A 22,638-nucleotide genomic window follows, 5' to 3' on the forward strand; every position below is an offset into this window, starting at 1 on the left:
ATTTAATTTTTCCAAAAATCCTTTGCTTTTTGAAAAAACTTTTTAATACTTGGATTTGACTTATCGTTTTCTATTTCCCTAAATTGTTCAAGTAACTCTTTCTGTTTTTTATTTAAATATACTGGCACTTCTGTTTTTACTTGAACATATAAATCACCAAAATCACCTCTTCTCATAAATGGCATTCCTTTGCCTTTCAATCTAAATTGTTTACCATTTTGGGTTCCATCTGGAATTTTTATTTTTGCTCTTCCGCCATCAATTGTTGGTATTTCAATCGTAGTTCCAAGGGCCGCATCAGCAAGAGATAGGGGAAACTCAAAAAATAGGTTTTCATCCGATCTTTTAAATAGTTCATGAGAATGAACATTTATAAATAAATATAAATCACCTGTAGCACCACCTCTGCTACCAGCTTCACCTTTTCCGGCAAGTCTTATTCTAGTACCATCATCTACTCCTTTAGGAATAGTTACAGATATTTTTTTGGATGTTTGTTTTTTGCCCTGACCATTACAATCATTGCATGGATTAGTTATTTCTTCACCATTACCATTACATTGTGGACAAGTTTGTTGAACAGTAAAGAAACCCTGGTTAGATCTTATTCTTCCATTTCCTCCACAATAAGAACACCTATCTGGAGAATAACCTGGTTCTGAACCATTACCTTTGCAAGTTCCACACTGTTCAGTAGTTGCAAATTTTATGTCTTGTTTTTTCCCGTGATAAGCTTCTTCTAATGAAATAGATAAGTCATATCTTAAATCTGATCCTCTATTATTTGATCTTCTATTTCTTGATCTTCCACTGCCTCCAAAATCTCCAAAGAAATCTTCAAAAATATCTGAAAAATCAGCTCCACTAAAACCACCAAAACCACCACCAGGTCTACCACCACCATTTTCAAAAGCAGCATGTCCAAAGTTATCGTAGTTTTGTTTTTTTTCTTTGTCTGAAAGTATTCCGTAAGCTTCACTAGCTTCTTTAAATTTTTCCTCTGCTTTTGAATCACCTGGATTTTTATCTGGATGATATTTAACTGCTAGTTTTCTATACGCAGATTTTAGTTCGTCAGGACTTGCGCTCTTGTTAACGCCCAGGACATCATAATAGTCTCTTTTAGCCATCAAATTACCCCAGACAATTAAATGTCAGTTTATGCGCTTTTTTCTTTATTTTCGTCTTTTACTTCTTCGAAATCAGCATCAACAACATTCTCGTCTTTTTTACTTGTACTATCTCCACCATCATCTTTTCCTGATTCTGGTTTAGCACTTTGTTGTGATTTGTAGATTGCTTCTCCAAGTTTCATTGAAGCTTGAACTAAAGCTTCAGTTTTTTTCTTGATATCTTCAATATCTTCACCCTTTAGAGCTTCTTTTACAGCAGATGATGCATCTTCAATTGCTTTTTTCTCTGCATCTGAAATTTTTGATCCATGCTCTTTTAAGTTTTTCTCCGTTGAATGAATCAAAGTGTCTGCTTGGTTTCTAACATCAACCGACTCTCTTTTCTTTTTATCAGCTTCTTTATTGGCTTCAGCATCTTTGACCATTTTTTCAATTTCTTCATCACTTAATCCACCAGAAGCTTGAATTTGTATCTTCTGCTCTTTACCTGTTCCCTTGTCTTTTGCCGAAACATTTACGATACCGTTGGCGTCAATATCAAATGTAACTTCAATTTGAGGAACTCCTCTTGGAGCTGGCGCAATACCTACTAATTCAAAATTACCTAATAACTTGTTATCAGAAGCCATCTCTCTTTCACCTTGTAAAACTCTAATAGAAACAGCTGGCTGATTATCTTCAGCTGTTGAGAAAACTTGGCTTTTTTTAGTTGGAATTGTCGTATTTTTATCAATTAGTTTTGTAGAAACACCACCAAGCGTTTCAATACCTAATGATAACGGTGTAACGTCTAATAAAAGAACGTCTTTAACGTCTCCTTGCAACACTCCTGCTTGAATAGCAGCACCCATTGCAACTACTTCATCAGGGTTTACACTCTTATTAGGGTCTTTTCCAAAAAAGTTTTTAACTTCTGCTATAACTTTTGGCATTCTAGTCATACCACCGACCATAACCACTTCATCTATCTCATTTGCGGTGATTCCTGCGTCTTTTAAAGCAGTCTGACATGGAGGCATTGTTCTAGCAATTAAGTCTTCAACTAAAGCCTCAAGTTTTGCTCTAGTCATCTTTAAATTAATGTGTTTCGGACCTGTTTTGTCTGCAGTTATAAATGGTAAATTTATGTCTGTTTGTTCTGCAGATGATAATTCTATTTTTGCTTTTTCAGCTGCTTCTTTTAATCTTTGCAAAGCAAGTTTATCTGATTTAAGGTCAATACCATTATCTTTCTTAAATTCAGAAATTAAATAATCAACTATAGCATTATCAAAATCTTCACCACCTAAAAAAGTATCACCATTAGTTGATTTAACTTCAAATACACCGTCACCTAACTCAAGTATAGAAACATCAAATGTTCCTCCACCTAGATCGTATACAGCAATTTTTTTATTTTGTTTTTTATCTAAACCATAAGCAAGTGATGCAGCAGTTGGTTCATTTATAATTCTTAAAACTTCAAGTCCTGCAATTTTACCTGCATCTTTTGTTGCTTGTCTTTGTGCATCGTTAAAATATGCTGGCACTGTAATTACGGCTTTTGTTACTTCTGATCCTAAATATTTTTCAGCTGTCTCCTTCATCTTTTGTAATATAAAAGCAGAGATTTGTGAGGGAGAATACTTTTCTCCTTTAGCTTCAATCCAGGCATCTCCTTTTTCAGAGTTAACTATTTTAAATGGTGCAGCTTCAACATCTTTTTTTACCGTTGGATCATCAAAATTTCTTCCAATTAATCTTTTAACTGCAAAAATTGTATTTTCAGGATTTGTTACCGCTTGTCTTTTAGCAGGTTGACCTATTAATTTTTCATTTTCATCAGTAAATGCAACTACTGAAGGTGTAGTTCTTGCTCCTTCTGCATTTTCTAAAACCTTAGCTTGTGTTCCTTCCATTACCGCAACACAAGAGTTGGTTGTTCCTAAGTCTATTCCAATTATTTTGCTCATAATATTATTGTCTCTCTTTCGTCATATAGGGTTTAAATTTGAAACTACAAGTTGATCTCATTATTATTTATCTCCTGAATTTTCCTGATTTTGTTCAGTTTTTTCCTCTTTGTTGGTAATTTTTTTTGAGACACCGACTAATGAAGGTCTTAAAAGTCTATCTTTAATAGTAAAGCCTTTTTGAATTTCTTGAACAATTGTTCCAGCTTCTCTAGTGTCATCTTCAATCTCCATCATTGCTTGATGAAAGTTAGGATCTAGTTTTTTGTTAATACAATCAATTGGTTTAATATTGTTCTTTTCAAAAATAGAAATTAAATCTTTCTTTATTATTTCTAAATGCTCCAGTATCTTGTTTAAAGCTTCTGTTTCTTTTAACTTGTCATCGCTTTCTAAAACATGTTTAGAACGATCCAAGTTATCAATTAAATTTAATGCTTCTTTAGCAAAGCTAGAACCTCCATACTCAAATGCATCATCTTTTTCTTTTTCAAACCTTCTTCTTTGATTTTCCATTTCAGCAAAAGTTCGTGCCAGTTTATCTTCTAGTTCAGCAATTTTTTCCTCTGGAGTTGGTTCTTTAATCTCTTCTTTGGTTTCCTGAGGTGTTTCTTGTTTATTTTCACCTGCCGACTTTTCCTCAGGTTTTTCTGTTTCTTTTTTTAAATTCTTATTCTCGTCATCTGGAGTATTGTTTTGGTTTTCTTCTTTTTCCATAAGCCCATATATGGTAAGGAATTTAATTATTTCTAGATGTCTAAGCAAAAAATTAAACAATTACTCATTGGTACTAACAATAAGGGTAAATTAAGAGAAATTAGGAGTTTATTACCAAATTTTATCAAAATTTACTCTACTTCTAATTTCAAACTTAAAAGTCCTGTTGAAAATGGAAAAACTTTTGAGGAAAATTCCTTAATTAAATCAAAATATTTCTCTAAAAAGACTGGTCTGATATGTTTGGCTGATGACTCTGGTTTGGAGATAGATAATCTAGATAAAAGACCTGGAATTTATTCTGCAAGATGGGGAGGAAAATCTGGGGATTTTAATAAAGCTATTAAAAAAGTATTTAGAGAGTTAGATAAAAAAGATAAGAATTGGAAAAATAAAAAAATTAAAGCAAGATTTGTTTGTGCCCTATCAATCTCTTATTTAAATAAAAAAATTGCTTGTGTAGTAGGCAAAGTTGAGGGTCGAATATCAAATGAGCCAAAGGGGAAAAATGGATTTGGTTATGATCCAATTTTTATTCCACTAAAAAAATCTAAAACATTTGGTGAAATGAAACCATCTCAAAAATACAAAATGGACCATCGCTATCAAGCTTTCAAAAAGCTTAAAAGATTTCTGTAAGTTTTTTATTTTCTATTTTATAAAAATTTAATCTGTGATTAATTTTGTTATCTTTGATATCAAAAATTCCTATCTTTCCCTTAAATGAATTTTTTTTCTTAAATAATTTATCCATTTTTGAAAGATCTGATTTTAATGAAAGATAATATACTAAACCAACCAAATCATAACTTAACAGTGAGAGATGGGATGGGTTTTGATTAAAAGCATTAAAATATTTGATTTTATAATCATCAAAATTTCCTTTATTAATTGATGGATAATAAATTGGTTGAATATTTGTCTCTTCCATTAAACTTTCATCAAACCATTGGTTAAGGGTTATAAAGTATTTATTTTTTGGAGACACATCAGTGTAGAGTAAAGAAGTTGCAACACTTTTAAGACTTTCATCAAAATCAGATATAACAACTGCATCAAAATTTACACTTCCAATCGTGTATCTTTTTTCCAAGCTTTTAATTTTTCTTTCTTTATTTGGTTCATTTGATTCTTGAATTCTTTTTATTTCATCCGCTAGATTTTGTTTTCTAATTTTGTATTTAGTTATTTCCTCAATTTGTTTTGTAAGTTTTGTTGGTTCAGTATTATATTCAAAATTTTTAAAAACTTTTATTTTAGAATTTTTAACACCATCTTTGACTTCAAACTCAAAATTTTGAATTGGAGTTAAAAAAAGAGTTTTTTGTAAATCATTATTATCTAAAAATTTTTTTATAGTATTAAACTGTGATGTGGAATTTATTCCAGCAGAAATAACATTTTCAGGTAAATCTAAAGTTTTATTTGTTAATGATAAAAAAGTTAAATCTTTCATCTCATCTAAATAAGTTAAACTTTCATGGAATATTGGTCCAATAACAATTTTTATTCCCATTTGTTTTAATTCAAAAGCAGACTTAAGAGTTTGGTTAGCCCTTGTTGCAGTATCTTTTGGATAAATTTCAATTAAATCATTATTAATATCTTTGACAGCTAAACTTACAGCCTTAATAATAGATGATCCCAGATCCTTATTTTCTCCAGTCATTGGAACTAACAGTCCAATTTTTATTTTTTCATTGGCATTAACTAAATTTAAGAAGTTTAAGAATAAGAGAAGTAAGGAAATAGAAATAATTTTGATAATCTTTTTCATTTTGATGTTATTATATAGTTTTTAAGCTGAATTATGATCACAAAACCACAATTTAAATCAAATGATTATAAAAATGGGCTTTATTTAGTAGCAACACCAATAGGTAATTTAAAAGATATATCATTTAGATCACTAGAGGTTCTGGAAAAATCAGATTATATACTTTGTGAGGATACTCGTGTTTCTAAAAATTTATTAGACAAGTATAAAATTAAATCAAAATTGATTTCAAATCATAAATTCAATGAAAAAAAAAATACATTACAGATAATTGAATATTTAAAATCAGGTAAATTAATTTCGCTTATATCAGATGCAGGAACTCCAAGTATCTCTGATCCAGGTTTAGTTTTAGTAAATGAATGTATAAAAAATAATCTTAATATATTTTCAATACCTGGACCGTCAGCAGTTACAACTGCTGTTGCAGCGAGTGGGTTTTCGGATAAGTTTTTATTTTATGGTTTTTTACCAGAAAAAAAAAATCAAATTGAAGATGAATTAAAAAAATTATCAAATTTTAATTACAGTTTAGTTTTTTTTTCATCATCAAAAAAAATTAATAAACTTATACCTGCATTTAAAAAATTTTTTAATGGGAGAAAAATAGTCTTCTGTAGAGAGCTGTCTAAATTGTATGAAGAGTATATTAGAAAAAATATTGATGAATTGGAATTATTTAACAATGAATTAAAAGGCGAATTAACAATAGTTATTTCTGAAAAAAAAGAAGAAAAAGCCTCCCAAAAGCTAAGTGAATCAGATATTAATTTGATTAAGAAAATGATTAACAAATTAACCACAAAAGAAATTACAGATTTAATATGTAGTAATAAAAATATTCCCAAAAAAGTGGTTTATAGTTTTTGCTTAAAATTAAAAAATGAAACTTAAAATTTTAATAATTATTTTTTTATCGATTATTTTGTCAGGTTGCGTGCCAGGAGTTAGCTCAACTGGTTTATTTGGGACAGGAGTATCAGTAGCAATTGACCCAAGAACTGTCGGAACACAAATAGACGACTCTATTATGCAAAAAACAATTTCAAGTAAAATACTTGCTATGGATAAAAAACATTTTTTAAAAGTCAAAACTAAAGTTTTGGATGGAAGAATATTTATCACTGGAAAAGTTGATGCACCAGAAGAAAAATTAAAAATTACTAAAATTGCCTGGGAAACAAAAGGCGCTAGATCGGTAAGAAATGATATCAAAATAAAAGAGGAATTTAATTTTAAGCAGTCAGCAAAAGATTTACTTATAACGTCTCAATTAAGAACTGCCTTGATAGTAAATAAAAATATCAAAGCAACAAATTATCAAATAGATACTTATAAAAAGAAAATTTACGTTTATGGAATAGCTTTAACTGATGAAGAAAAAGAAATGGTTATCAGTGAAGCAAAAGAAATTCTTGACGTTGAAGATGTAGTGGCAAGTATTTTGCTACTTGAAGACTTGAGAATTCAAAAAAATTAATCTATTTGATATTATATTCAATTACCTCAGATGAATAAGCTGCAATAGAAGCTAAATTAATAATTTCTGATGTTGAAGACCTAAGAGGAGCAATCTCAATTGGCAAACCAAGTCCAATCAATAAGGGCCCTATAACTTTAGTATCACCTAAAGTTTTCATTAGTTTATATGATATTGCTGCACTATGTTGTCCAGGCATTATCAAGATATTTGCTTTACCTACTATTTTTGCAAAAGGGTACAGTTCTTCATAATCAGGATTTAAAGCAACATCCGGTTGCATATCACCATCAAATTCAAAATTAACTTGTCTATCTTTTAAAATATCTACTGCTGAACGAATGTGTTTTGTTCTACTTGTTAAAGGTTGTCCAAATGTAGAGTGAGAAACAAATGCAATTTTTGGATCAATTCCAAAAAGTCTTACTACTCTAGCTGCTGAAATTGCTATTTCTGCCATTTCTTCTGATGTTGGGTATTCGTGAACGCTTGTATCTGCAATAAAAATTGTTTTTCCTTTATTAACAACCATGTTTAGTCCAAACATTATTTCGCCTTTTCTAACATCTACAACTTGTTTTATTTTTTCAAGAGATGCTCCAAAACGTCTAGTATTTCCTGTTACTGCACCATCTGCATCTCCACAAGCAACCATACTTGTAGCCCAAATAACTCTATCGTTTCTAACCATTCGATCGCAATCTCGTTCTAATAAGCCTTGTTCCCTTTGAAGCTTTTTGAACAAATGATTTACGTATTTTTTTCTTTTTCCCTCATCTTTTGAATTGGTAATTTCAATATCAAAATTTTCGCTGTATCCGATATTTTTAATCTGCTCTTTAATTTTACTTTCTTTACCAACTAAAATTGGAATACCAAGTTTTGAATTTTTAAATGCTATTGCAGCTTTTAAAGTATTTTCATCTTCCCCATCTGCAAAAACAATTCTTTTTTGATTTTTTTTAATGAAAGAATTTATACCCTGCATAATTGTAACTGTTGGATCTAATCTTTGTTTAAGTTGCTCTTTATAGTTTTCAAAATTATCAATTTTTTTTCTAGCAACCCCACTTTCTATTGCTGCCTTAGCTACAGCAGCTGGAATAACACTAATTAATCTTGGATCAAAAGTTGATGGGATAATATAGTCTTTGCCGTAATGAGGTCTTTCTCCTCCCATAGCTGCCACAACTTCATCTGGAACATCTTCTCTAGCAAGTTTTGCTATAGCTTCAGCAGCAGCAACTTTCATTTCCTCATTGATTGTTTTCGATCTTACATCTAGTGCACCTCTAAATATGTAAGGAAATCCGATTAAATTATTTACTTGATTGGGATAATCTGATCTTCCAGTTGCAATAATCGCATCATTTCTTACTTCATTTATTTCCTCTGGTGTAATCTCTGGATCAGGATTTGCACATGCAAATATAATTGGATTTTTAGTCATGCTTTTAACCATATCTTTTTTCAAAACACCTTTAGAAGATAATCCTAAGAATACATCAGCACCTTTAATTGCATCACTTAAAGTTCTTAAATCTGTATTAATTGCAAATCTTGATTTCCATTGATCTATACCTTCCGCTCTTCCTTTATAAATCACACCTTTTCGATCTAGCATTATTACATTTTCAGGTTTTACACCTGAGTTAATAAATAACTCTGTACATGCCTGAGCAGATGCACCAGCACCATTAACAACGACTTTTATATCCTTAATAGATTTTCCACTTATGTCGAGTGCATTAAGCAAAGCAGCGGTTGTGATAATTGCGGTTCCATGTTGATCATCATGAAATACTGGAATATCCAATATTTCTTTGAGCTTTTGTTCAATAATAAAACAATCTGGCGCAGCTATATCTTCTAAATTTATTCCTCCAAAACTTGGAGCAAAGTTTTTAATAGAACTGATAATTTCCTCAGCATCTTTACAGTCTATTTCTAAATCAATCGAATCTATATCTGCAAACCTCTTAAATAGTACCGCCTTTCCTTCCATAACCGGTTTAGAGGCTAATGCACCTAAGTTGCCCAACCCTAAAATTGCAGAACCATTACTAATTACTGCTACTAAATTTCCTTTACTCGTATAATCATAAGCTGCCTCTGGATTCTCACTTATTTTTTTAACTGGGGCAGCAACCCCTGGAGAATAAGCAAGAGCAAGGTCTCTTTTGGTAGTCATGTTCTTTGAAGAAACTATTTCAATCTTGCCAGGTTTTATATCCTTATGAAAATCTAAAGCTTCTTTATCTGTGTAATGATCAATCTTTGTTTTTTTCATTTTTGTTTAATTATCTAAACTTAATTCTATTTGTATTTTTTTTAAAAATTTTTATTAATCTTAATATTTTATCTATATATTCTTACAATAAGCTTACAATTAGTGTAAAATTTAGACTAATATGATTTATGAACTTACTTAAGTCAACAGGCACATTTGGCTTTTATACCATAATCAGCAGATTGCTTGGATACTTTAGAGATATATTACTAGCAGTATTTCTTGGAACAGGTTTGTTAGCAGATGCTTTTTTTGTAGCATTTCGAATTCCAAATACATTTAGAAGATTATTCTCAGAAGGAACTTTCAATGCAGCCTTTGTACCTAGTTATACCTCTGAAATGAACAAAGGAAAAAAATCTGCAAACGATTTTGCAAATAATATTTTTAATTTTTTATTTTTAGGTCTCTTGATTTTAACAATTGTAGTTCAGATTTTTATGCCTGGATTTGTATTAATTATTGCCCCAGGTTTTATAGATGATCTAGAAAAAATGGATTTAGCTATCAGTTTAACAAGGATTACTTTTCCTTTTTTATTATTTATTAGTTTAGCATCTTTTTTTTCTGCAATATTAAATTCTTATAATAAATTTGCTGCAGCTTCAGCAGCACCAATTCTATTAAATGTTATTTTAATTATTGTTTTATTATTTTCAAAAGCTTTAGGAGATGAGCTTGTTTACTATTTATCTTATGGTGTATCTTTAGCGGGATTATTACAGTTAATTTTTTTAAATTATTTTGTTAAAAGATTTTTTTCATTTAAATTTAATTTTAAGATAGCAAGTGATGAAAAGGTAAAGTTTTTTTTTAGAAAACTACTACCGAGCATTTTTTCATCTGGCGTAACGCAAATTAATATTCTGGTTGGAACTATTATTGCTTCTTTTCAAGCTAGCGCAGTTTCCTATCTTTATTACGCAGACAGAATTTATCAAATTAATCTAGCGATAGCTGGCATTGCTATTGGAGTTGTGATTCTGCCACAACTTTCTAGGTTTATAGACTCTAAAAATGAAGAAAAAATTTCTCTTATTCAAAACAAAGCTTTAGAGCTTAGTTTATTTTTAAGTATTCCAGCAACAATAGCTTTAGTGATAGGTTCAGAGGAGATAATTTCAGCGTTGTTTGGTTATGGTAATTTTAACAAAGAATCTGTTAATAATTCAAGTCTTGCTTTATTTTATTTCGCTTTAGGTTTGCCCGCTTTTGCTTTGATAAAAATTTTTTCAAGTTTTTTATTTGCTAATCATAATACAAAAACACCATTTTATATTTCGTTAATTTCAGTCCTTTTAAATATTTTGATTAGTATTTATTATTTTAACAAAATAGGTTTTATTATAATTCCAATCGCAACTTCAATCTCATCATGGTTTAATGCAGTAGTACTCTTTATATATTTAAAAAACAAAAGTTTGTTTTATTTTAAAAATAACTTTTTTTTAAATTTCTTTAAAATAATTTTTGCATCAATTTTGATGGGATTATTCTTTAATTTTCTATTAAATTTTTTTGAAAATCAACTTTCGTTTTATTATGGCTTTAAATCAATTTATTTAATCTTAAGCGTATTATTTTCACTATTCTTTTACATTTTTATTTGTTATTTCATCAAAGCTTTTAAAATTAGCGATATTAAATTAAACTATTAAGAATATGGGTAAAAAAATATTTTCTGGTGTTCAGCCAACAGGCAATCTTCATTTGGGCAATTATTTAGGTGCAATCAAAAACTTTGTAGACCTTAATAATGAGGTTAATAATGATTGTATTTTCTGTGTGGTTGATCTGCACGCAATTACAGTTAAACAAGACCCAAAAGAGCTAAAAAATAATATACGAGAGACTGTAGCTACTTTTATAGCGAGTGGAATTGATCCTAAAAAAAGCATTATTTTTAATCAATCTGGTGTAGCAGCTCATTCAGAGGGAGCTTGGATTTTGAGCTGTGTTGCTCGAATGGGTTGGTTAAATAGAATGACACAATTCAAGGAAAAAGCAGGTAAAGATAAAGAAAAAGCAAGCGTTGGACTATATTCATATCCTGTTTTAATGGCAGCGGATATTCTTTTGTACGATGCGACTCATGTCCCTGTTGGTGATGATCAAAAACAACATCTTGAGTTGTGTAGAGATATTGCTCAAAAGTTTAATAACGATTTTGATCAAGATAATTTTTTGCAAGTACCTGAACCTTTAATTCAAAAAGAATTTTCTAGAATTATGAGTTTAAAAGATGGATCAAAAAAGATGAGTAAATCTGAATTATCAGATTTAAGCAGAATTAATTTAACAGATGACAGAGACGCAATTGTAAATAAAATAAAAAAAGCAAAAACTGATCCGTTACCAATGCCAAGTAGTGTTGAAGAATTAAATGAGAGGTTAGAGGCAAGAAACCTTCTTGGTATATATTCTAGTTTAAATAATTCAACTTTACAAAATACAGTCGAAAATTTTTCAGGTAAAAATTTTTCTGAATTTAAAAATCAACTTTCTGATTTATTGGTTAAAAAGATTGAACCTATATCTTTAGAAATAAAAAAACTTTTAAATGATCAACCTTATTTAGATAAAATCCTTCTAGAAGGAGTTGAAAAAGCAAACTTAATTGCATCAAAAAAGATAGATAGAATTAAAGAAATACTAGGATTTTAATATTATTTAAATATCAAGTTTAAATTTTAGAAATAAGCTCTATATATATTTACAACATGTTTGTACAAACAGAAATAACGCCAAATCCTAATTCTTTGAAATTTCTTCCTGGGAAGAAAGTATCAAATAGTGGTCCTTACGAAATCACGAATAAAGATCAAATAAATAATGATTTGGTCAGAAATATCTTATCAGTCAACGGGGTTGAGGGTATTTTTTTAGGACAAGATTTTATTTCAGTAAACAAAAATGACCAAATTAAATGGGACGAAATTAAACATATTGTTATTTCATTAATAAACGATTTTTATTTAGACGGTAAAGAATACGTTATTGATGAAAATGAAGAGGAAAAAAATAACAATTTGAGTGAAATTGAGGAAAAAATTGTAAAAATTTTAGATCAAAAAATTAGACCTGCAGTTGCAAGAGATGGTGGTGATATAAAATTTAAAGAATTTAAAGACGGAATAGTAAAAGTACAATTACAAGGAAGTTGTTCAGGCTGTCCAAGTTCAACAATGACTTTAAAGCAAGGGGTACAAAATCTTCTGTGTCACTATCTTCCAGAGGTAAAAGAAGTTGTCGCGATTTAAAACTTTATGAAAAAAAATTTAATTAAATTTCAATTTAGTAAAAATAAAAGTATTAATTCTATTTCTAGATTTATGTTAAGTGGAATTTTTTTAATTTCATTTTTTTATATAACTCCTATGTTTATTAACTTTGCTGAAAAAAATTTTAATCATAAAGAATTTACCAATAATTCTAAAAATCTTTTATTGAAAAAACTTAATACAAACAATTTAATAGAAGAAGATATTACGGGTGAAGTAGATGAGATGGATTTGCTTTATGATATTTTAGAGGAAAATAATTCAGAAATTAATCTTGTAAGGTATACCACCTCAGAAATTAATTCCTTATTTAAAGAAGTAAACTACAGCTTAAAAGATGTGAGGGAAAATAAACTTGTAAAACCTATCGATATAGGACTTCTTCCAAACGAAATAAATGACATCTCTAGTTCAAAGAAAAAAAAGGAGATGTTTATTAAAATAATCCTTCCATTGATTGTTAAAGAAAACACTAAAATTAGAATAGATAGAAAAAGACTCTTTACGATTTTAAATAAAAGTAGCAATACTGATATCGAAAAAAAATGGCTTGAGAAAAAATTTAAGCAATATGGTGTTAGGCAAAATGATTTTTCATCATTAAAGGTAAGAATGGATGAAATTCCAGTATCTTTAGCAATTGCACAAGCAGCAAAAGAAACAGGTTGGGGAACTTCAAGATTTGCAAGAAAAGGAAATGCTTTATTTGGTCAATGGACGTGGTCTGGCGAAGGTTTAAAACCCAAAGAAGCTAAGAAAGGTGAAACTCATAAAGTAATGAAATTTAATAGTTTACAATTATCTGTAAGAGCATACTTAAGAAATTTAAATACTCATAAATCTTACATAAATTTAAGAAAAGCTAGGAGTGAGTTGAGAAGCAATGATAAACCACTTGATAGTATAATTTTATCTAAACATTTAGATAAATATGCTGAAACAGGAAGTCAGTACGTTGAAGTTCTTCAAAAAATAATAAATCAAAATAAATTGAAAGATTTTGATGAGGCAAGATTATTGCCATCTAGTAAGGATTTAGAAAGCTTGATTTAATTTTTCTTGATTGGAAATTGAACTCCAAACCATCTCCATTTGCCATTATCGTTTAAAGAACAGTTTATTCTGCCTCTTCTAGGTTTAAAAGGTTCTCTAAATTCAATAGTTAAGATTTGATTAGATAAATTAGTTTTAGATTTATCCCACTTGTCTCCTTCGTTGGAATAACATGTAATATTGCTTAAATTTTTTTGTTCTTTAAAAAATTCAACTTTAAAATTTGGTGGATTGTCATTTATTGTAAGTTGTTTTTCACTTGGAGATAAATTTTTATATTCTAAAGGATAATAATTAATTATAGATTTAAATCTTTTAAGCTCTCCATATTTTTCATTTATCGGAAATCTTGGCAGTTCAAATTTATTTTTGTTAAGATCAATAACCCCCGAATGTTGACCAAATGCGTATTCAAAGTTTTGAGAAATATAATCTCTCATTAATTTAGAATATTCGCCAAATGGATAAGAGAATAGACTAGGAATATAATTAAGTTCTTGTTTAAAAATCTTGTTTGCAGTTTCTATATCTAAAATGAAATTTTCTTCGGTTTCTTCTATTAGGTATTCGTGGCTATGTGAATGATGTCCAATTAAAGAAAAATCCACTGCATCAATTTCTCTAATTTGATCCCAGGTCATATAACCTTTGTTTCCAACTGGTTCTGTTGAAACAAAAAGTATAAATGGAATTTTGTTATCTCTTAAATGTGGCCAAGCTTCATTGTAAAATGATTCAAATGCATCATCAATTGTTATCAAAACTTCTTTTTCTGATTTTGAAGTTTTAAATTTTGAATCAAATTCATTAGGATTAAGAAAATTATAATTAGAATTTTTAACAATTTCTAAGTGCTTCTTAAATACCTCCATATTAATATTAGTTGACGGGTATTTATGTTCATTAAAACGATGATACATTATTGATAAAATCCCATTATCTTCTGAATAAAATTTGATATTATTTTCATCTGATTTAGAACTAAAACTAAAAAACAAAGATAAAATGAATAAACTTATAATTGATGTAGCTGGAGATAAAATTTTTTTAATGATCATAGCTAATGATCATATTTACAATATTACTCATGAGAATACTAAAATAAATTATGAAAAATTAACTTTGATAATAAAAGAATTTTTAGAATTAAATAAATTTGAATTGAAAGATATTAACAAAATATACATTAACAGAGGCCCAGGAAGTTTTGCGGGGATTAGAAATTCTATTTCTGTTGTAAAGGCTCTCAAATTAGCAAAAAATATTGATTATTATTGCTATAGTTTACAAGATTTTAAAGGTGAAAAAGATGTAAAATATGAAAATATCCCTTTTTTGTGCGTTAAATTTAAAATTAAAAAAAATTTGATTAACCCTATTTATATAAGTTAAAATTAATTTATGTCTGAAACAATTGAACAAAAATGTTTAGCAAAAGGTGTGAAATTGACAGATCAGAGAAAAATAATTGCTCAGGTCATGTCCGAATCTACCGATCATCCTGATGTTGATGAACTTTACAATAGAGTTTCAAAGATAGATAATAAAATAAGTATTGCTACCGTTTACAGAACAGTAAAATTATTTGAAGAATCTGGAATACTTACTAAGCATGAGTTTAAAGGTGGAAAAGCTAGGTATGAAGAGCTTAATGAAGGACATCATGACCATTTAATAGATGTGAAGTCAGGTGAAATAATAGAATTTGTTGATGAAGAAATCGAAAAACTTCAAAAAAAGGTAGCAGATAAATATGGTTACACTTTAGTTGATCACAAACTTGAACTTTATGGGATAAAAAAAAAATCCTAAACTAAAATGCAAAAAATTTTTATCAAAACGTTTGGTTGTCAAATGAATGAATATGATTCAAATAGAATTTTTGATTCAGTAAAGAAAATTGGTTATCAAAAAAGTGAAAACCTGGAAGAAGCTGACTGTTACTTATTAAACACTTGCCACATTAGAGATAAAGCAAAAGAAAAAGTTTATTCTGAAATAGGAAGAGTTAAAAAAAGCTTTCGAGCCAAAAAAAAACCATTAGTTATAATTGCAGGGTGTGTTGCTCAAGCAGAAAACCAAGAGATGCTTAAACGTGAGCCTTATATAGATTTAGTAATTGGCCCTCAAGCATATCATAAGATTAACGAGACAATTCTTGATCATATTGAAAAAAGTAAAAAAATTGAACAAACAGATTTTGATGCTGTTTCAAAATTTAAATATTTTAGTAAAATAAAGAATGAGGCAGGTAAGGTTTCGTCTTTTTTAACTATTCAAGAAGGATGTGATAAGTTTTGTCATTTTTGTGTGGTTCCATATACTCGTGGACCAGAATATTCTAGACCATTCAATCAAATAATTGAGGAGGCAAATTATTTGTCTGATAATGGAGCAAAAGAAATCATACTTTTGGGACAAAATGTAAATGCTTACAACGATAATAGTAAAAGACTATCTGATTTAATTTTAGAAATTGAAAAGATTAAAGATTTAAAAAGAATTAGATACACAACTTCGCATCCAAAAGATATGACTGATGACTTAATTGAAGTATATAAAGTCTCTAAAAAGTTAATGCCTTTAGTCCATCTTCCAGTTCAGAGCGGATCCGACAGGATTTTAAAGTTGATGAATAGAAAACATAAAATAGATCATTATTTAAAAGTTTATGATGAATTGAAAAAAATTAATCAATCAATTGAATTTTCAAGTGATTTTATTATTGGTTATCCTGGTGAAACTGAAGAAGATTTCCAAAGTACAATCGATTTAATTAAAAAAGTTAATTTTATAAATTCTTTCTCATTTATTTTTAGTCCAAGGCCTGGGACAAAAGCAGAAGGTTTAGATTTAATTGATAAAAAAATTTCAATGAAAAGGTTAGAATTTATTCAAAATTTATTATCTGAAAATCAAACCCATATGAACAAAAAATTAGAAAATAGAACAATTGATGTGTTGGTTGAAAATTTAACTGAAGATAAATCCAAAGCTTTTGGCAGAACTGAATATATGACATCAGTAATTTTTAATGGTAAAAGAGAACATATTGGAAAAATTATGAAAGTAAAAATTACAAATAGTAATAGAACTACATTGTTTGGAGAATTGTTAAGCAACCCAGATCAAAAGGTGGCATAATCTTTGAATAATACAATTAAAAAAAAAATCGATACCACTCTAAAATTTGTTTACTCAGACAACAATTCATTAAGTGTAATATTTCACAACAATGAATTACTCATGGGTGTTGCTGGAGAATTTAATAAAAATTTAAAAGAATTAGAAAAGATGACTAACTCTAGCTTGTATTCTAGAGGAAATTCAATAATGATAAAATCAGATCCACAAAAAAATGAATTGATAAAAAATGCAATTCAATTTTTAACTAATCAATTTATAAACAATGGTTCAATTGAAAATAAAGATCTTATATCATCAGTTGATCAATTTATGATTAAAGAGAAGGTTAAAAATAATAATGTAACTGACATTATAAAAACACCAAAAAAATCAATTATTCCTAGATCCGAAAAACAAAAAAGCTATGTCAGAGCTTTAAGACAAAGTGATATTGTAATCTCAGCAGGTCCAGCTGGAACAGGAAAAACTTTTTTAGCTGTTGCAGTTGGTTTAACTATGTTGTTAGAAAAAAAAATAGAAAGAATTATTCTATCTAGGCCTGCAGTTGAGGCAGGAGAGAGACTTGGCTTTTTACCCGGAGATATGAAAGAAAAAGTAGATCCGTATTTAAGACCTTTATATGACTCTTTGTACGACTTATTCGATTTTGAAAAAATACAAAGAATGATCGAAATTGGTGATATCGAAATTGCTCCTTTGGCATTTATGAGAGGTAGAACACTAAAAAATTCTTTTGCAATATTAGATGAAGCACAAAATGCAACAGATACACAAATAAAAATGTTTCTAACAAGGATCGGTGAAAATTCAAAAATTGTAGTTAATGGAGATCCTACCCAGATAGATCTTCCTAACAAAAGTATGTCAGGATTAGTTAGATCAAAAGAATTATTGGGGCATCTAAATGAAATTTCAGTTGTAGACTTTGATCATTCAGATGTAGTTAGACATCCACTAGTTTCTAAAATTGTAAAAGCCTACTCCAAAAATGATTAATTTAAACGTCTTCTCAGAAGAGAAGGCTTGGTCTAAAAAACTTAAAAAAAAAGATTTTTTTTTTAAAAGTATTTGTGATGCTTTTCCAAAAAAATATAAATTTTTAAATAAAAAAATAAGTTTATCTTTACTTCTTTCAAATAATAAAAAAATTAAAATTTTAAATAAAAAATTTACAAATAAAAATAAATCTACTGATATTTTATCTTTCCCGTCTAGCAAAAAATTAAAAATATCAAAGCAAACTTACTTGGGAGATATAATTATTAGTTTTAATTTTATGAATAAATCAAAATCACAAACAGATAAACAATTTAAAGAAAAAATAATTAAAACATTTATTCATGGTTTTTTACACTTGTTAGGATTTGATCACATAAAAAATAAAGATTATTTAAAAATGTTAAAAGAAGAAGAAAAAATCTATAAATCAGTTATCTCAAAAATAAAGTAAATTGAAAAAAAATTTATATATTGATGTAGTTTATTTATTGTTCCTTGGAGCGATAACTTCATTAAGTTTACCACCTTTCAATTTCTTAATAATTAATTTTCTATCCTTTAGCTTATTTTTTATTTTTTTGATTAAAAAAAAAGAGAGCAAACATAAATTATTTTTTTTCTATGGCTGGTTATTTGGATTTGGGTATTTTTTAACAAATATATATTGGATCTCTATTTCATTAACATTTGATGAAAATTTTAAATTTTTAATTCCATTTGCTCTAATTTTAGTTCCTTCTTTTATTGCGTTATTTTACGGTTTTGTTTGTTATTTGTTTATTTTCTTTAAACCAAATAAAACTTTGAGTTCAATTTTATTATTTTCTGTAATCTTTGGTTTTCTAGAATTCATTAGAGGTTCAATTTTATCAGGTTTTCCTTGGAACTTAATTGCATATAGTTTTTCAAATCATTTAGAAATTCTAAGTATAACATCATTAATAGGCACATATTCTTTCAACTTATTTTGCATAACTTTGTTTCTAAGTCCTGCACTCTTCATTTTACGGAATGACAAAAAAGATTTAATTTTTTGCTTAATTTTACCTTTAATATTTTTGTTATTTTATTTCTTTGGATATTCAAATAAGCAGGATTTTTACAATAGTGATGTTGAAAAACTTGAATATAAAATAAGATTAGTTGGTACTGATATTTCTTTAGATAGGTTTTATTCAGGAGAAGGGCCTTTATCAAGTATAGAAGATCTTATAAATATTAGCTCACCAAACAAGAAAGAGAAAATAATTTTCATTTGGCCAGAGGGCATATTGCCTGGAATTTCTCAGGATCAAATTCAAAGTTATGATTATTTATTTAATGAAAGTTTTAACGAAAATCATTTACTTATTTTAGGTATAAACAATAAATTAAAAGTTAATGATCAAGTTAAGTATTACAATTCTTTATCGGTTTATGACCATAATCTTAATTTATTAAATTATTATAATAAAATAAATCTTGTACCGTTTGGCGAATTTTTACCCATGGAAAATTTATTAAAAAAAGTAGGTCTCAAATCTTTAACTAACAATTATCAATCCTACTCAAAAGGTCAAAAAAGAGAAATTATAGAGTTAAATCAAAAAAATTTTTCTATAAAATTTTTACCATTAATTTGTTATGAGATAATTTATTCTGGAAAATTATATAAAAATCATGACTTTGATATAATAGTAAATATTTCAGAGGATGGATGGTTTGGTCAATCAATAGGGCCAGAACAACACTTTGTTCACAGTATATTTCGAGCTATCGAAAGTGGAAAATATGTAATTAGATCGGCTAATAACGGAATAGCTGCGATAGTAAATCCTCTCGGTATCGTTGAGGAAAAAATTAACTTTAATGAAGTTGGATATATTGATTTTACGAAAATGAGAAAAAATCAACCAACAGTCTTTTCTAAATATGGGAATAAAATTTTTGGTTTAATAATTTTATTGTATATTTTTTTAATATTTTCATTTAATAGAATTAAAAATGAGTAATTTAAAAAATTTCTTATTTACAAGCGAGTCAGTTTCAGAGGGACATCCAGATAAAGTATCAGATAGAATTTCTGATATGGTTGTTGATAGTTACATTTCTGGAGATCCTTATTCAAGAGTTGCTTGTGAAACTTTAACGACAACAAACAAAGTTGTACTTGCAGGTGAAGTAAGGGGACCTGAGATTAAAAAAGATGATTTAATCGAAAAAGTAAGGAATTGCATAAAAGATATTGGATATGATCAGGAAGGATTTACCTGGAAAGAAGCAACAAAAATAGAAAGTCATTTGCATTCTCAATCTGCTGATATTGCAATGGGTGTGGACTCATCTGGAAACAAAGATGAAGGTGCTGGAGATCAAGGTATAATGTTTGGTTATGCATGTAATGAAACAGATGTGTTTATGCCCGCACCAATTCATTATTCGCATAAAATTTTAAGACTTATGGCTGAGGATAGAAAATCTGGTAAATTAAAAAATATCGAACCAGATTCAAAAAGCCAAGTTACATTCGAATATGTTGATGGTAAACCGACCAAAGTAAAATCTGTTGTCATATCATCTCAACATTCTTCTGATGTTAATCAAGCTCAGGTAAGAGAATTATTAAGACCGTATATGTTAAAATCAATCCCAGAAAAATTTCTTAAAGATTTTAATGAGGAAGAGTTTTATGTAAACCCAACTGGTAATTTTGTAATAGGTGGTCCTGATGGCGATTGTGGTTTAACAGGAAGAAAAATTATTGTGGATACCTATGGTGGAGCAGCACCCCATGGAGGAGGAGCATTTTCAGGTAAGGATCCTACAAAAGTAGATAGATCTGCTGCTTATGCGGCAAGATATATTGCTAAAAATGTTGTTGCTTCAAAAATAGCAGACAAATGTTTGATACAGTTAGCCTATGCAATCGGAGTTTCAAAACCTTTATCAATTTATGTTGATTTGTTTGATAATGATTTAGATAAAAACAAATTTGTTGTTGAAAAAATTAATGAAAATTTTGATCTCAGTCCTAGAGGAATTAGAGAAATGTTAAACCTTAATAGACCTATATATGAAAAAACAGCAGCCTATGGTCACTTTGGTAGAACTCCAGGAGATGATGGATCATTTTCGTGGGAAAAAACTGATAAAATCAACGTTTTTTCTAAATAGTTTCAGTTGAATTAAAAAAAAACTTTACTATATTGCCTTTACATTGTTGAATTATCAAAATGGGCTTTGGCCCATTTTTTTTTGGAGCAGATAAAAAATGTTAAATAAAAGAGCAGATAAATTAGAATTATTAAGAATTGCTGAAGCAGTAGCTTTGGAAAAATCGATAGATAAAGAACTTATAATTAGTTCTATGGAAACAGGAATAGCTAAAGCAGCTAAATCTAAGTTTGGTCAAGAAAATGAAATTAAAGTTTCAATCAATAGAGATAATGGAGACATAGAATTATTCAGAAAACTTGTTATTTCTGAAAATCCTGAAAATGCAAATACAGAAATAAAATTAGAAGATGCGATAAGTCTTAATCAAAATAATAAAGATAAATCAATCGGTGATGAAGTTCTTCAACCATTACCGTCTTTTGATTTTGGAAGAATAGCTGCCCAAACTGCAAAACAAGTTATAAGCTTTAATGTTAGGGAAGCAGAGAGAGAAAGACAATTTAATGACTTTATTGATAAAAAAGATACAATTTTAAGTGGTATTGTTAAGAGATTAGAATTTGGAAGTGTTATTGTTGATCTAGGTAGAACAGAAGCAATCATTCAAAAAAATGAATTAATTCCTAGAGAAAATATTAAAGCTGGTGATAGAGTAAAAGCTTATTGTTATGACGTAAGAAGAGAGCCAAGAGGTCAACAAATCTTTTTGTCTAGAGCTCACCCAAAATTTATGGAGAAACTTTTTGTTCAAGAGGTTCCAGAAATATATGATGGATTAATCGAAATTAAATCTTCTTCAAGAGATCCCGGAAGTAGAGCAAAGATTTGTGTTAAAGCAGTTGATACATCATTAGATCCTGTTGGAGCTTGTGTTGGTATGAGAGGTTCTAGAGTTCAGGCAGTTGTAAATGAACTTCAAGGAGAAAAAATTGATATTGTAAATTGGTCAGAGGATGCTGCAATATTAGTATCAAATGCTTTGTCACCTGCAGAAGTTCAAAGAGTTAATGTTGATGCAGAAAGAAAAAAACTTGATGTGATTTTAACTGAAGAAAATTTAAGTAAAGCGATTGGTCGAAGGGGTCAAAATGTAAGATTGGCAACTAAATTGTTAAATTATGAAATTAATATTATGACTGATGCAGAGGACTCCGAGAGAAGACAATTAGAATTTAAAGAAAAGACAGATAACTTTGTTAAAAACTTAGAATTAGATGAAACTTTAGGTCAGTTATTAGTAGCCGAAGGTTTTTCAACAATAGACGATATTAAAGATAGCTTGCCAGAAAACTTAACTAAAATAGAGGGAATTGAAGAAGAAACAGCTATTGCGTTAATTGATAGAGCAAAAGAGTTTCACCAAAAAGATCAAGAAGATATATCGGAAAGAATTAAAGAGCTTGGTCTACAAGATGCTCTTATCAACCTTAAAGGTCTAACTCCAGGAATGTTAGTTACACTGGGTGAACAAAAAATATTAACATTAGAAGATTTTGCAGATCTAGCATCTGATGAACTTACTGGTGGCTACGATGTAGTTAAAGGAGAGAGAGTTAAAATTCAGGGGTATTTAGAGGATTTTGCTTTATCTAAAGAAGAGGCAGATGAATTAATTATGTCTGCTAGAAATATAATTTACAAAGATTGAGAGAT

The 22,638-nt window shown here is 28.7% G+C and carries 21 protein-coding genes; 15 read left to right on the top strand and 6 right to left on the bottom strand.

Annotated features, from left to right (window positions below; translation table 11 throughout):
* Positions 1–2 precede the first annotated feature (2 nt).
* The 3 genes from dnaJ to ACTTBM_RS05800 form a co-directional block, all read right to left on the bottom strand.
* Positions 3–1,130 carry a molecular chaperone DnaJ gene (gene dnaJ, locus ACTTBM_RS05790; RefSeq protein WP_440635097.1) on the bottom strand — a complete coding sequence of 376 codons (1,128 nt, stop codon included), beginning with the start codon at positions 1,128–1,130 and terminating at the stop codon, positions 3–5.
* Between the two features lie 29 nt (positions 1,131–1,159).
* Positions 1,160–3,085, bottom strand: coding sequence for a molecular chaperone DnaK (gene dnaK / locus ACTTBM_RS05795; protein WP_440635098.1), 1,926 nt, complete (start codon positions 3,083–3,085; stop codon positions 1,160–1,162).
* Between the two features lie 63 nt (positions 3,086–3,148).
* Positions 3,149–3,802 carry a nucleotide exchange factor GrpE gene (locus ACTTBM_RS05800; RefSeq protein WP_440635099.1) on the bottom strand — a complete coding sequence of 218 codons (654 nt, stop codon included), beginning with the start codon at positions 3,800–3,802 and terminating at the stop codon, positions 3,149–3,151.
* Between the two features lie 36 nt (positions 3,803–3,838).
* Here ACTTBM_RS05800 and rdgB point away from each other — a divergent pair, with 36 nt between their 5' ends.
* The gene (rdgB, locus tag ACTTBM_RS05805; protein ID WP_440635100.1) at positions 3,839–4,441 is read left to right on the top strand and encodes an RdgB/HAM1 family non-canonical purine NTP pyrophosphatase; all 603 of its coding nucleotides are present in this window, start codon (positions 3,839–3,841) and stop codon (positions 4,439–4,441) included.
* On the opposite strand, the gene ACTTBM_RS05810 is transcribed toward rdgB, so the two are convergent.
* Entirely contained in the window at positions 4,425–5,579 is a 1,155-nt protein-coding gene (locus ACTTBM_RS05810; RefSeq protein WP_440635101.1) for an ABC transporter substrate-binding protein, read from the bottom strand. The genes rdgB and ACTTBM_RS05810 overlap by 17 nt on opposite strands.
* 33 nt (positions 5,580–5,612) lie before the next feature.
* Here ACTTBM_RS05810 and rsmI point away from each other — a divergent pair, with 33 nt between their 5' ends.
* Positions 5,613–6,473 carry a 16S rRNA (cytidine(1402)-2'-O)-methyltransferase gene (rsmI, locus tag ACTTBM_RS05815; RefSeq protein WP_440635102.1) on the top strand — a complete coding sequence of 287 codons (861 nt, stop codon included), beginning with the start codon at positions 5,613–5,615 and terminating at the stop codon, positions 6,471–6,473.
* Positions 6,463–7,059, top strand: coding sequence for a BON domain-containing protein (locus ACTTBM_RS05820; protein ID WP_440635103.1), 597 nt, complete (start codon positions 6,463–6,465; stop codon positions 7,057–7,059). The genes rsmI and ACTTBM_RS05820 overlap by 11 nt, the downstream gene beginning before the upstream one ends.
* Position 7,060: 1 nt before the next feature.
* Here ACTTBM_RS05820 and ACTTBM_RS05825 read toward each other — a convergent pair whose 3' ends face one another.
* Positions 7,061–9,349, bottom strand: a complete 2,289-nt coding sequence (locus tag ACTTBM_RS05825; RefSeq protein WP_440635104.1) for an NADP-dependent malic enzyme — start codon at positions 9,347–9,349, stop codon at positions 7,061–7,063.
* Positions 9,350–9,477: 128 nt separating this feature from the next.
* Here ACTTBM_RS05825 and murJ point away from each other — a divergent pair, with 128 nt between their 5' ends.
* From murJ to ACTTBM_RS05845, 4 genes are read left to right on the top strand one after another with little or no spacing between them, the layout of a single operon-like run.
* A complete protein-coding gene (murJ, locus tag ACTTBM_RS05830) occupies positions 9,478–11,007 on the top strand; it encodes a murein biosynthesis integral membrane protein MurJ (protein ID WP_440635105.1) in 1,530 nt (509 codons plus the stop codon).
* Positions 11,008–11,011: 4 nt separating this feature from the next.
* Entirely contained in the window at positions 11,012–12,013 is a 1,002-nt protein-coding gene (gene trpS, locus ACTTBM_RS05835) for a tryptophan--tRNA ligase (protein ID WP_440635106.1), read from the top strand.
* A 56-nt stretch (positions 12,014–12,069) separates the two neighbouring features.
* Positions 12,070–12,609, top strand: coding sequence for a NifU family protein (locus ACTTBM_RS05840; RefSeq protein WP_262590050.1), 540 nt, complete (start codon positions 12,070–12,072; stop codon positions 12,607–12,609).
* A gap of 6 nt (positions 12,610–12,615) precedes the next feature.
* Positions 12,616–13,683 carry a glucosaminidase domain-containing protein gene (locus ACTTBM_RS05845; protein ID WP_440635107.1) on the top strand — a complete coding sequence of 356 codons (1,068 nt, stop codon included), beginning with the start codon at positions 12,616–12,618 and terminating at the stop codon, positions 13,681–13,683.
* On the opposite strand, the gene ACTTBM_RS05850 is transcribed toward ACTTBM_RS05845, so the two are convergent.
* On the bottom strand, positions 13,680–14,681 hold the full coding sequence (locus tag ACTTBM_RS05850) for a polysaccharide deacetylase family protein (protein ID WP_440635108.1): 1,002 nt from the start codon (positions 14,679–14,681) through the stop codon (positions 13,680–13,682). The genes ACTTBM_RS05845 and ACTTBM_RS05850 overlap by 4 nt on opposite strands.
* A gap of 7 nt (positions 14,682–14,688) precedes the next feature.
* Between ACTTBM_RS05850 and ACTTBM_RS05855 the strand changes: the two genes are divergently transcribed.
* The 8 genes from ACTTBM_RS05855 to nusA all read left to right on the top strand — a co-directional run bounded on the left by ACTTBM_RS05855 (position 14,689) and on the right by nusA (position 22,633).
* Complete coding sequence (locus ACTTBM_RS05855; RefSeq protein ID WP_440635109.1) at positions 14,689–15,075, top strand: peptidase M22; 387 nt, start codon at positions 14,689–14,691, stop codon at positions 15,073–15,075.
* A gap of 9 nt (positions 15,076–15,084) precedes the next feature.
* The gene (locus ACTTBM_RS05860) at positions 15,085–15,495 is read left to right on the top strand and encodes a Fur family transcriptional regulator (protein WP_262590055.1); all 411 of its coding nucleotides are present in this window, start codon (positions 15,085–15,087) and stop codon (positions 15,493–15,495) included.
* Between the two features lie 6 nt (positions 15,496–15,501).
* Positions 15,502–16,827, top strand: coding sequence for a tRNA (N6-isopentenyl adenosine(37)-C2)-methylthiotransferase MiaB (gene miaB / locus ACTTBM_RS05865; protein WP_440635110.1), 1,326 nt, complete (start codon positions 15,502–15,504; stop codon positions 16,825–16,827).
* Positions 16,828–16,830: 3 nt separating this feature from the next.
* Complete coding sequence (locus ACTTBM_RS05870) at positions 16,831–17,826, top strand: PhoH family protein (RefSeq protein WP_262590057.1); 996 nt, start codon at positions 16,831–16,833, stop codon at positions 17,824–17,826.
* Positions 17,819–18,280, top strand: a complete 462-nt coding sequence (gene ybeY / locus ACTTBM_RS05875) for an rRNA maturation RNase YbeY (RefSeq protein WP_440635111.1) — start codon at positions 17,819–17,821, stop codon at positions 18,278–18,280. The genes ACTTBM_RS05870 and ybeY overlap by 8 nt, the downstream gene beginning before the upstream one ends.
* A 1-nt stretch (position 18,281) precedes the next feature.
* Positions 18,282–19,820, top strand: a complete 1,539-nt coding sequence (gene lnt, locus ACTTBM_RS05880; protein ID WP_440635112.1) for an apolipoprotein N-acyltransferase — start codon at positions 18,282–18,284, stop codon at positions 19,818–19,820.
* On the top strand, positions 19,813–20,982 hold the full coding sequence (gene metK / locus ACTTBM_RS05885) for a methionine adenosyltransferase (RefSeq protein ID WP_440633224.1): 1,170 nt from the start codon (positions 19,813–19,815) through the stop codon (positions 20,980–20,982). Before lnt ends, metK begins: the two co-directional genes overlap by 8 nt.
* A gap of 97 nt (positions 20,983–21,079) precedes the next feature.
* Positions 21,080–22,633, top strand: a complete 1,554-nt coding sequence (nusA, locus tag ACTTBM_RS05890; RefSeq protein WP_440635113.1) for a transcription termination factor NusA — start codon at positions 21,080–21,082, stop codon at positions 22,631–22,633.
* Positions 22,634–22,638 lie beyond the last annotated feature (5 nt).

Source organism: Candidatus Pelagibacter sp. HIMB1746, from assembly GCF_052047555.1.
Taxonomy (GTDB): domain Bacteria; phylum Pseudomonadota; class Alphaproteobacteria; order Pelagibacterales; family Pelagibacteraceae; genus Pelagibacter.

Coding starts and splice junctions, on each gene's coding strand:
- dnaJ (WP_440635097.1), bottom strand. CDS start 1,130: ATGGCTAAAAGAGACTATTATGATGTCCTGGGCGTTAACAAGAGCGCA.
- dnaK (WP_440635098.1), bottom strand. CDS start 3,085: ATGAGCAAAATAATTGGAATAGACTTAGGAACAACCAACTCTTGTGTT.
- ACTTBM_RS05800 (WP_440635099.1), bottom strand. CDS start 3,802: ATGGAAAAAGAAGAAAACCAAAACAATACTCCAGATGACGAGAATAAG.
- rdgB (WP_440635100.1), top strand. CDS start 3,839: ATGTCTAAGCAAAAAATTAAACAATTACTCATTGGTACTAACAATAAG.
- ACTTBM_RS05810 (WP_440635101.1), bottom strand. CDS start 5,579: ATGAAAAAGATTATCAAAATTATTTCTATTTCCTTACTTCTCTTATTC.
- rsmI (WP_440635102.1), top strand. CDS start 5,613: ATGATCACAAAACCACAATTTAAATCAAATGATTATAAAAATGGGCTT.
- ACTTBM_RS05820 (WP_440635103.1), top strand. CDS start 6,463: ATGAAACTTAAAATTTTAATAATTATTTTTTTATCGATTATTTTGTCA.
- ACTTBM_RS05825 (WP_440635104.1), bottom strand. CDS start 9,349: ATGAAAAAAACAAAGATTGATCATTACACAGATAAAGAAGCTTTAGAT.
- murJ (WP_440635105.1), top strand. CDS start 9,478: ATGAACTTACTTAAGTCAACAGGCACATTTGGCTTTTATACCATAATC.
- trpS (WP_440635106.1), top strand. CDS start 11,012: ATGGGTAAAAAAATATTTTCTGGTGTTCAGCCAACAGGCAATCTTCAT.
- ACTTBM_RS05840 (WP_262590050.1), top strand. CDS start 12,070: ATGTTTGTACAAACAGAAATAACGCCAAATCCTAATTCTTTGAAATTT.
- ACTTBM_RS05845 (WP_440635107.1), top strand. CDS start 12,616: ATGAAAAAAAATTTAATTAAATTTCAATTTAGTAAAAATAAAAGTATT.
- ACTTBM_RS05855 (WP_440635109.1), top strand. CDS start 14,689: ATGAATAAACTTATAATTGATGTAGCTGGAGATAAAATTTTTTTAATG.
- ACTTBM_RS05860 (WP_262590055.1), top strand. CDS start 15,085: ATGTCTGAAACAATTGAACAAAAATGTTTAGCAAAAGGTGTGAAATTG.
- miaB (WP_440635110.1), top strand. CDS start 15,502: ATGCAAAAAATTTTTATCAAAACGTTTGGTTGTCAAATGAATGAATAT.
- ybeY (WP_440635111.1), top strand. CDS start 17,819: ATGATTAATTTAAACGTCTTCTCAGAAGAGAAGGCTTGGTCTAAAAAA.
- metK (WP_440633224.1), top strand. CDS start 19,813: ATGAGTAATTTAAAAAATTTCTTATTTACAAGCGAGTCAGTTTCAGAG.
- nusA (WP_440635113.1), top strand. CDS start 21,080: ATGTTAAATAAAAGAGCAGATAAATTAGAATTATTAAGAATTGCTGAA.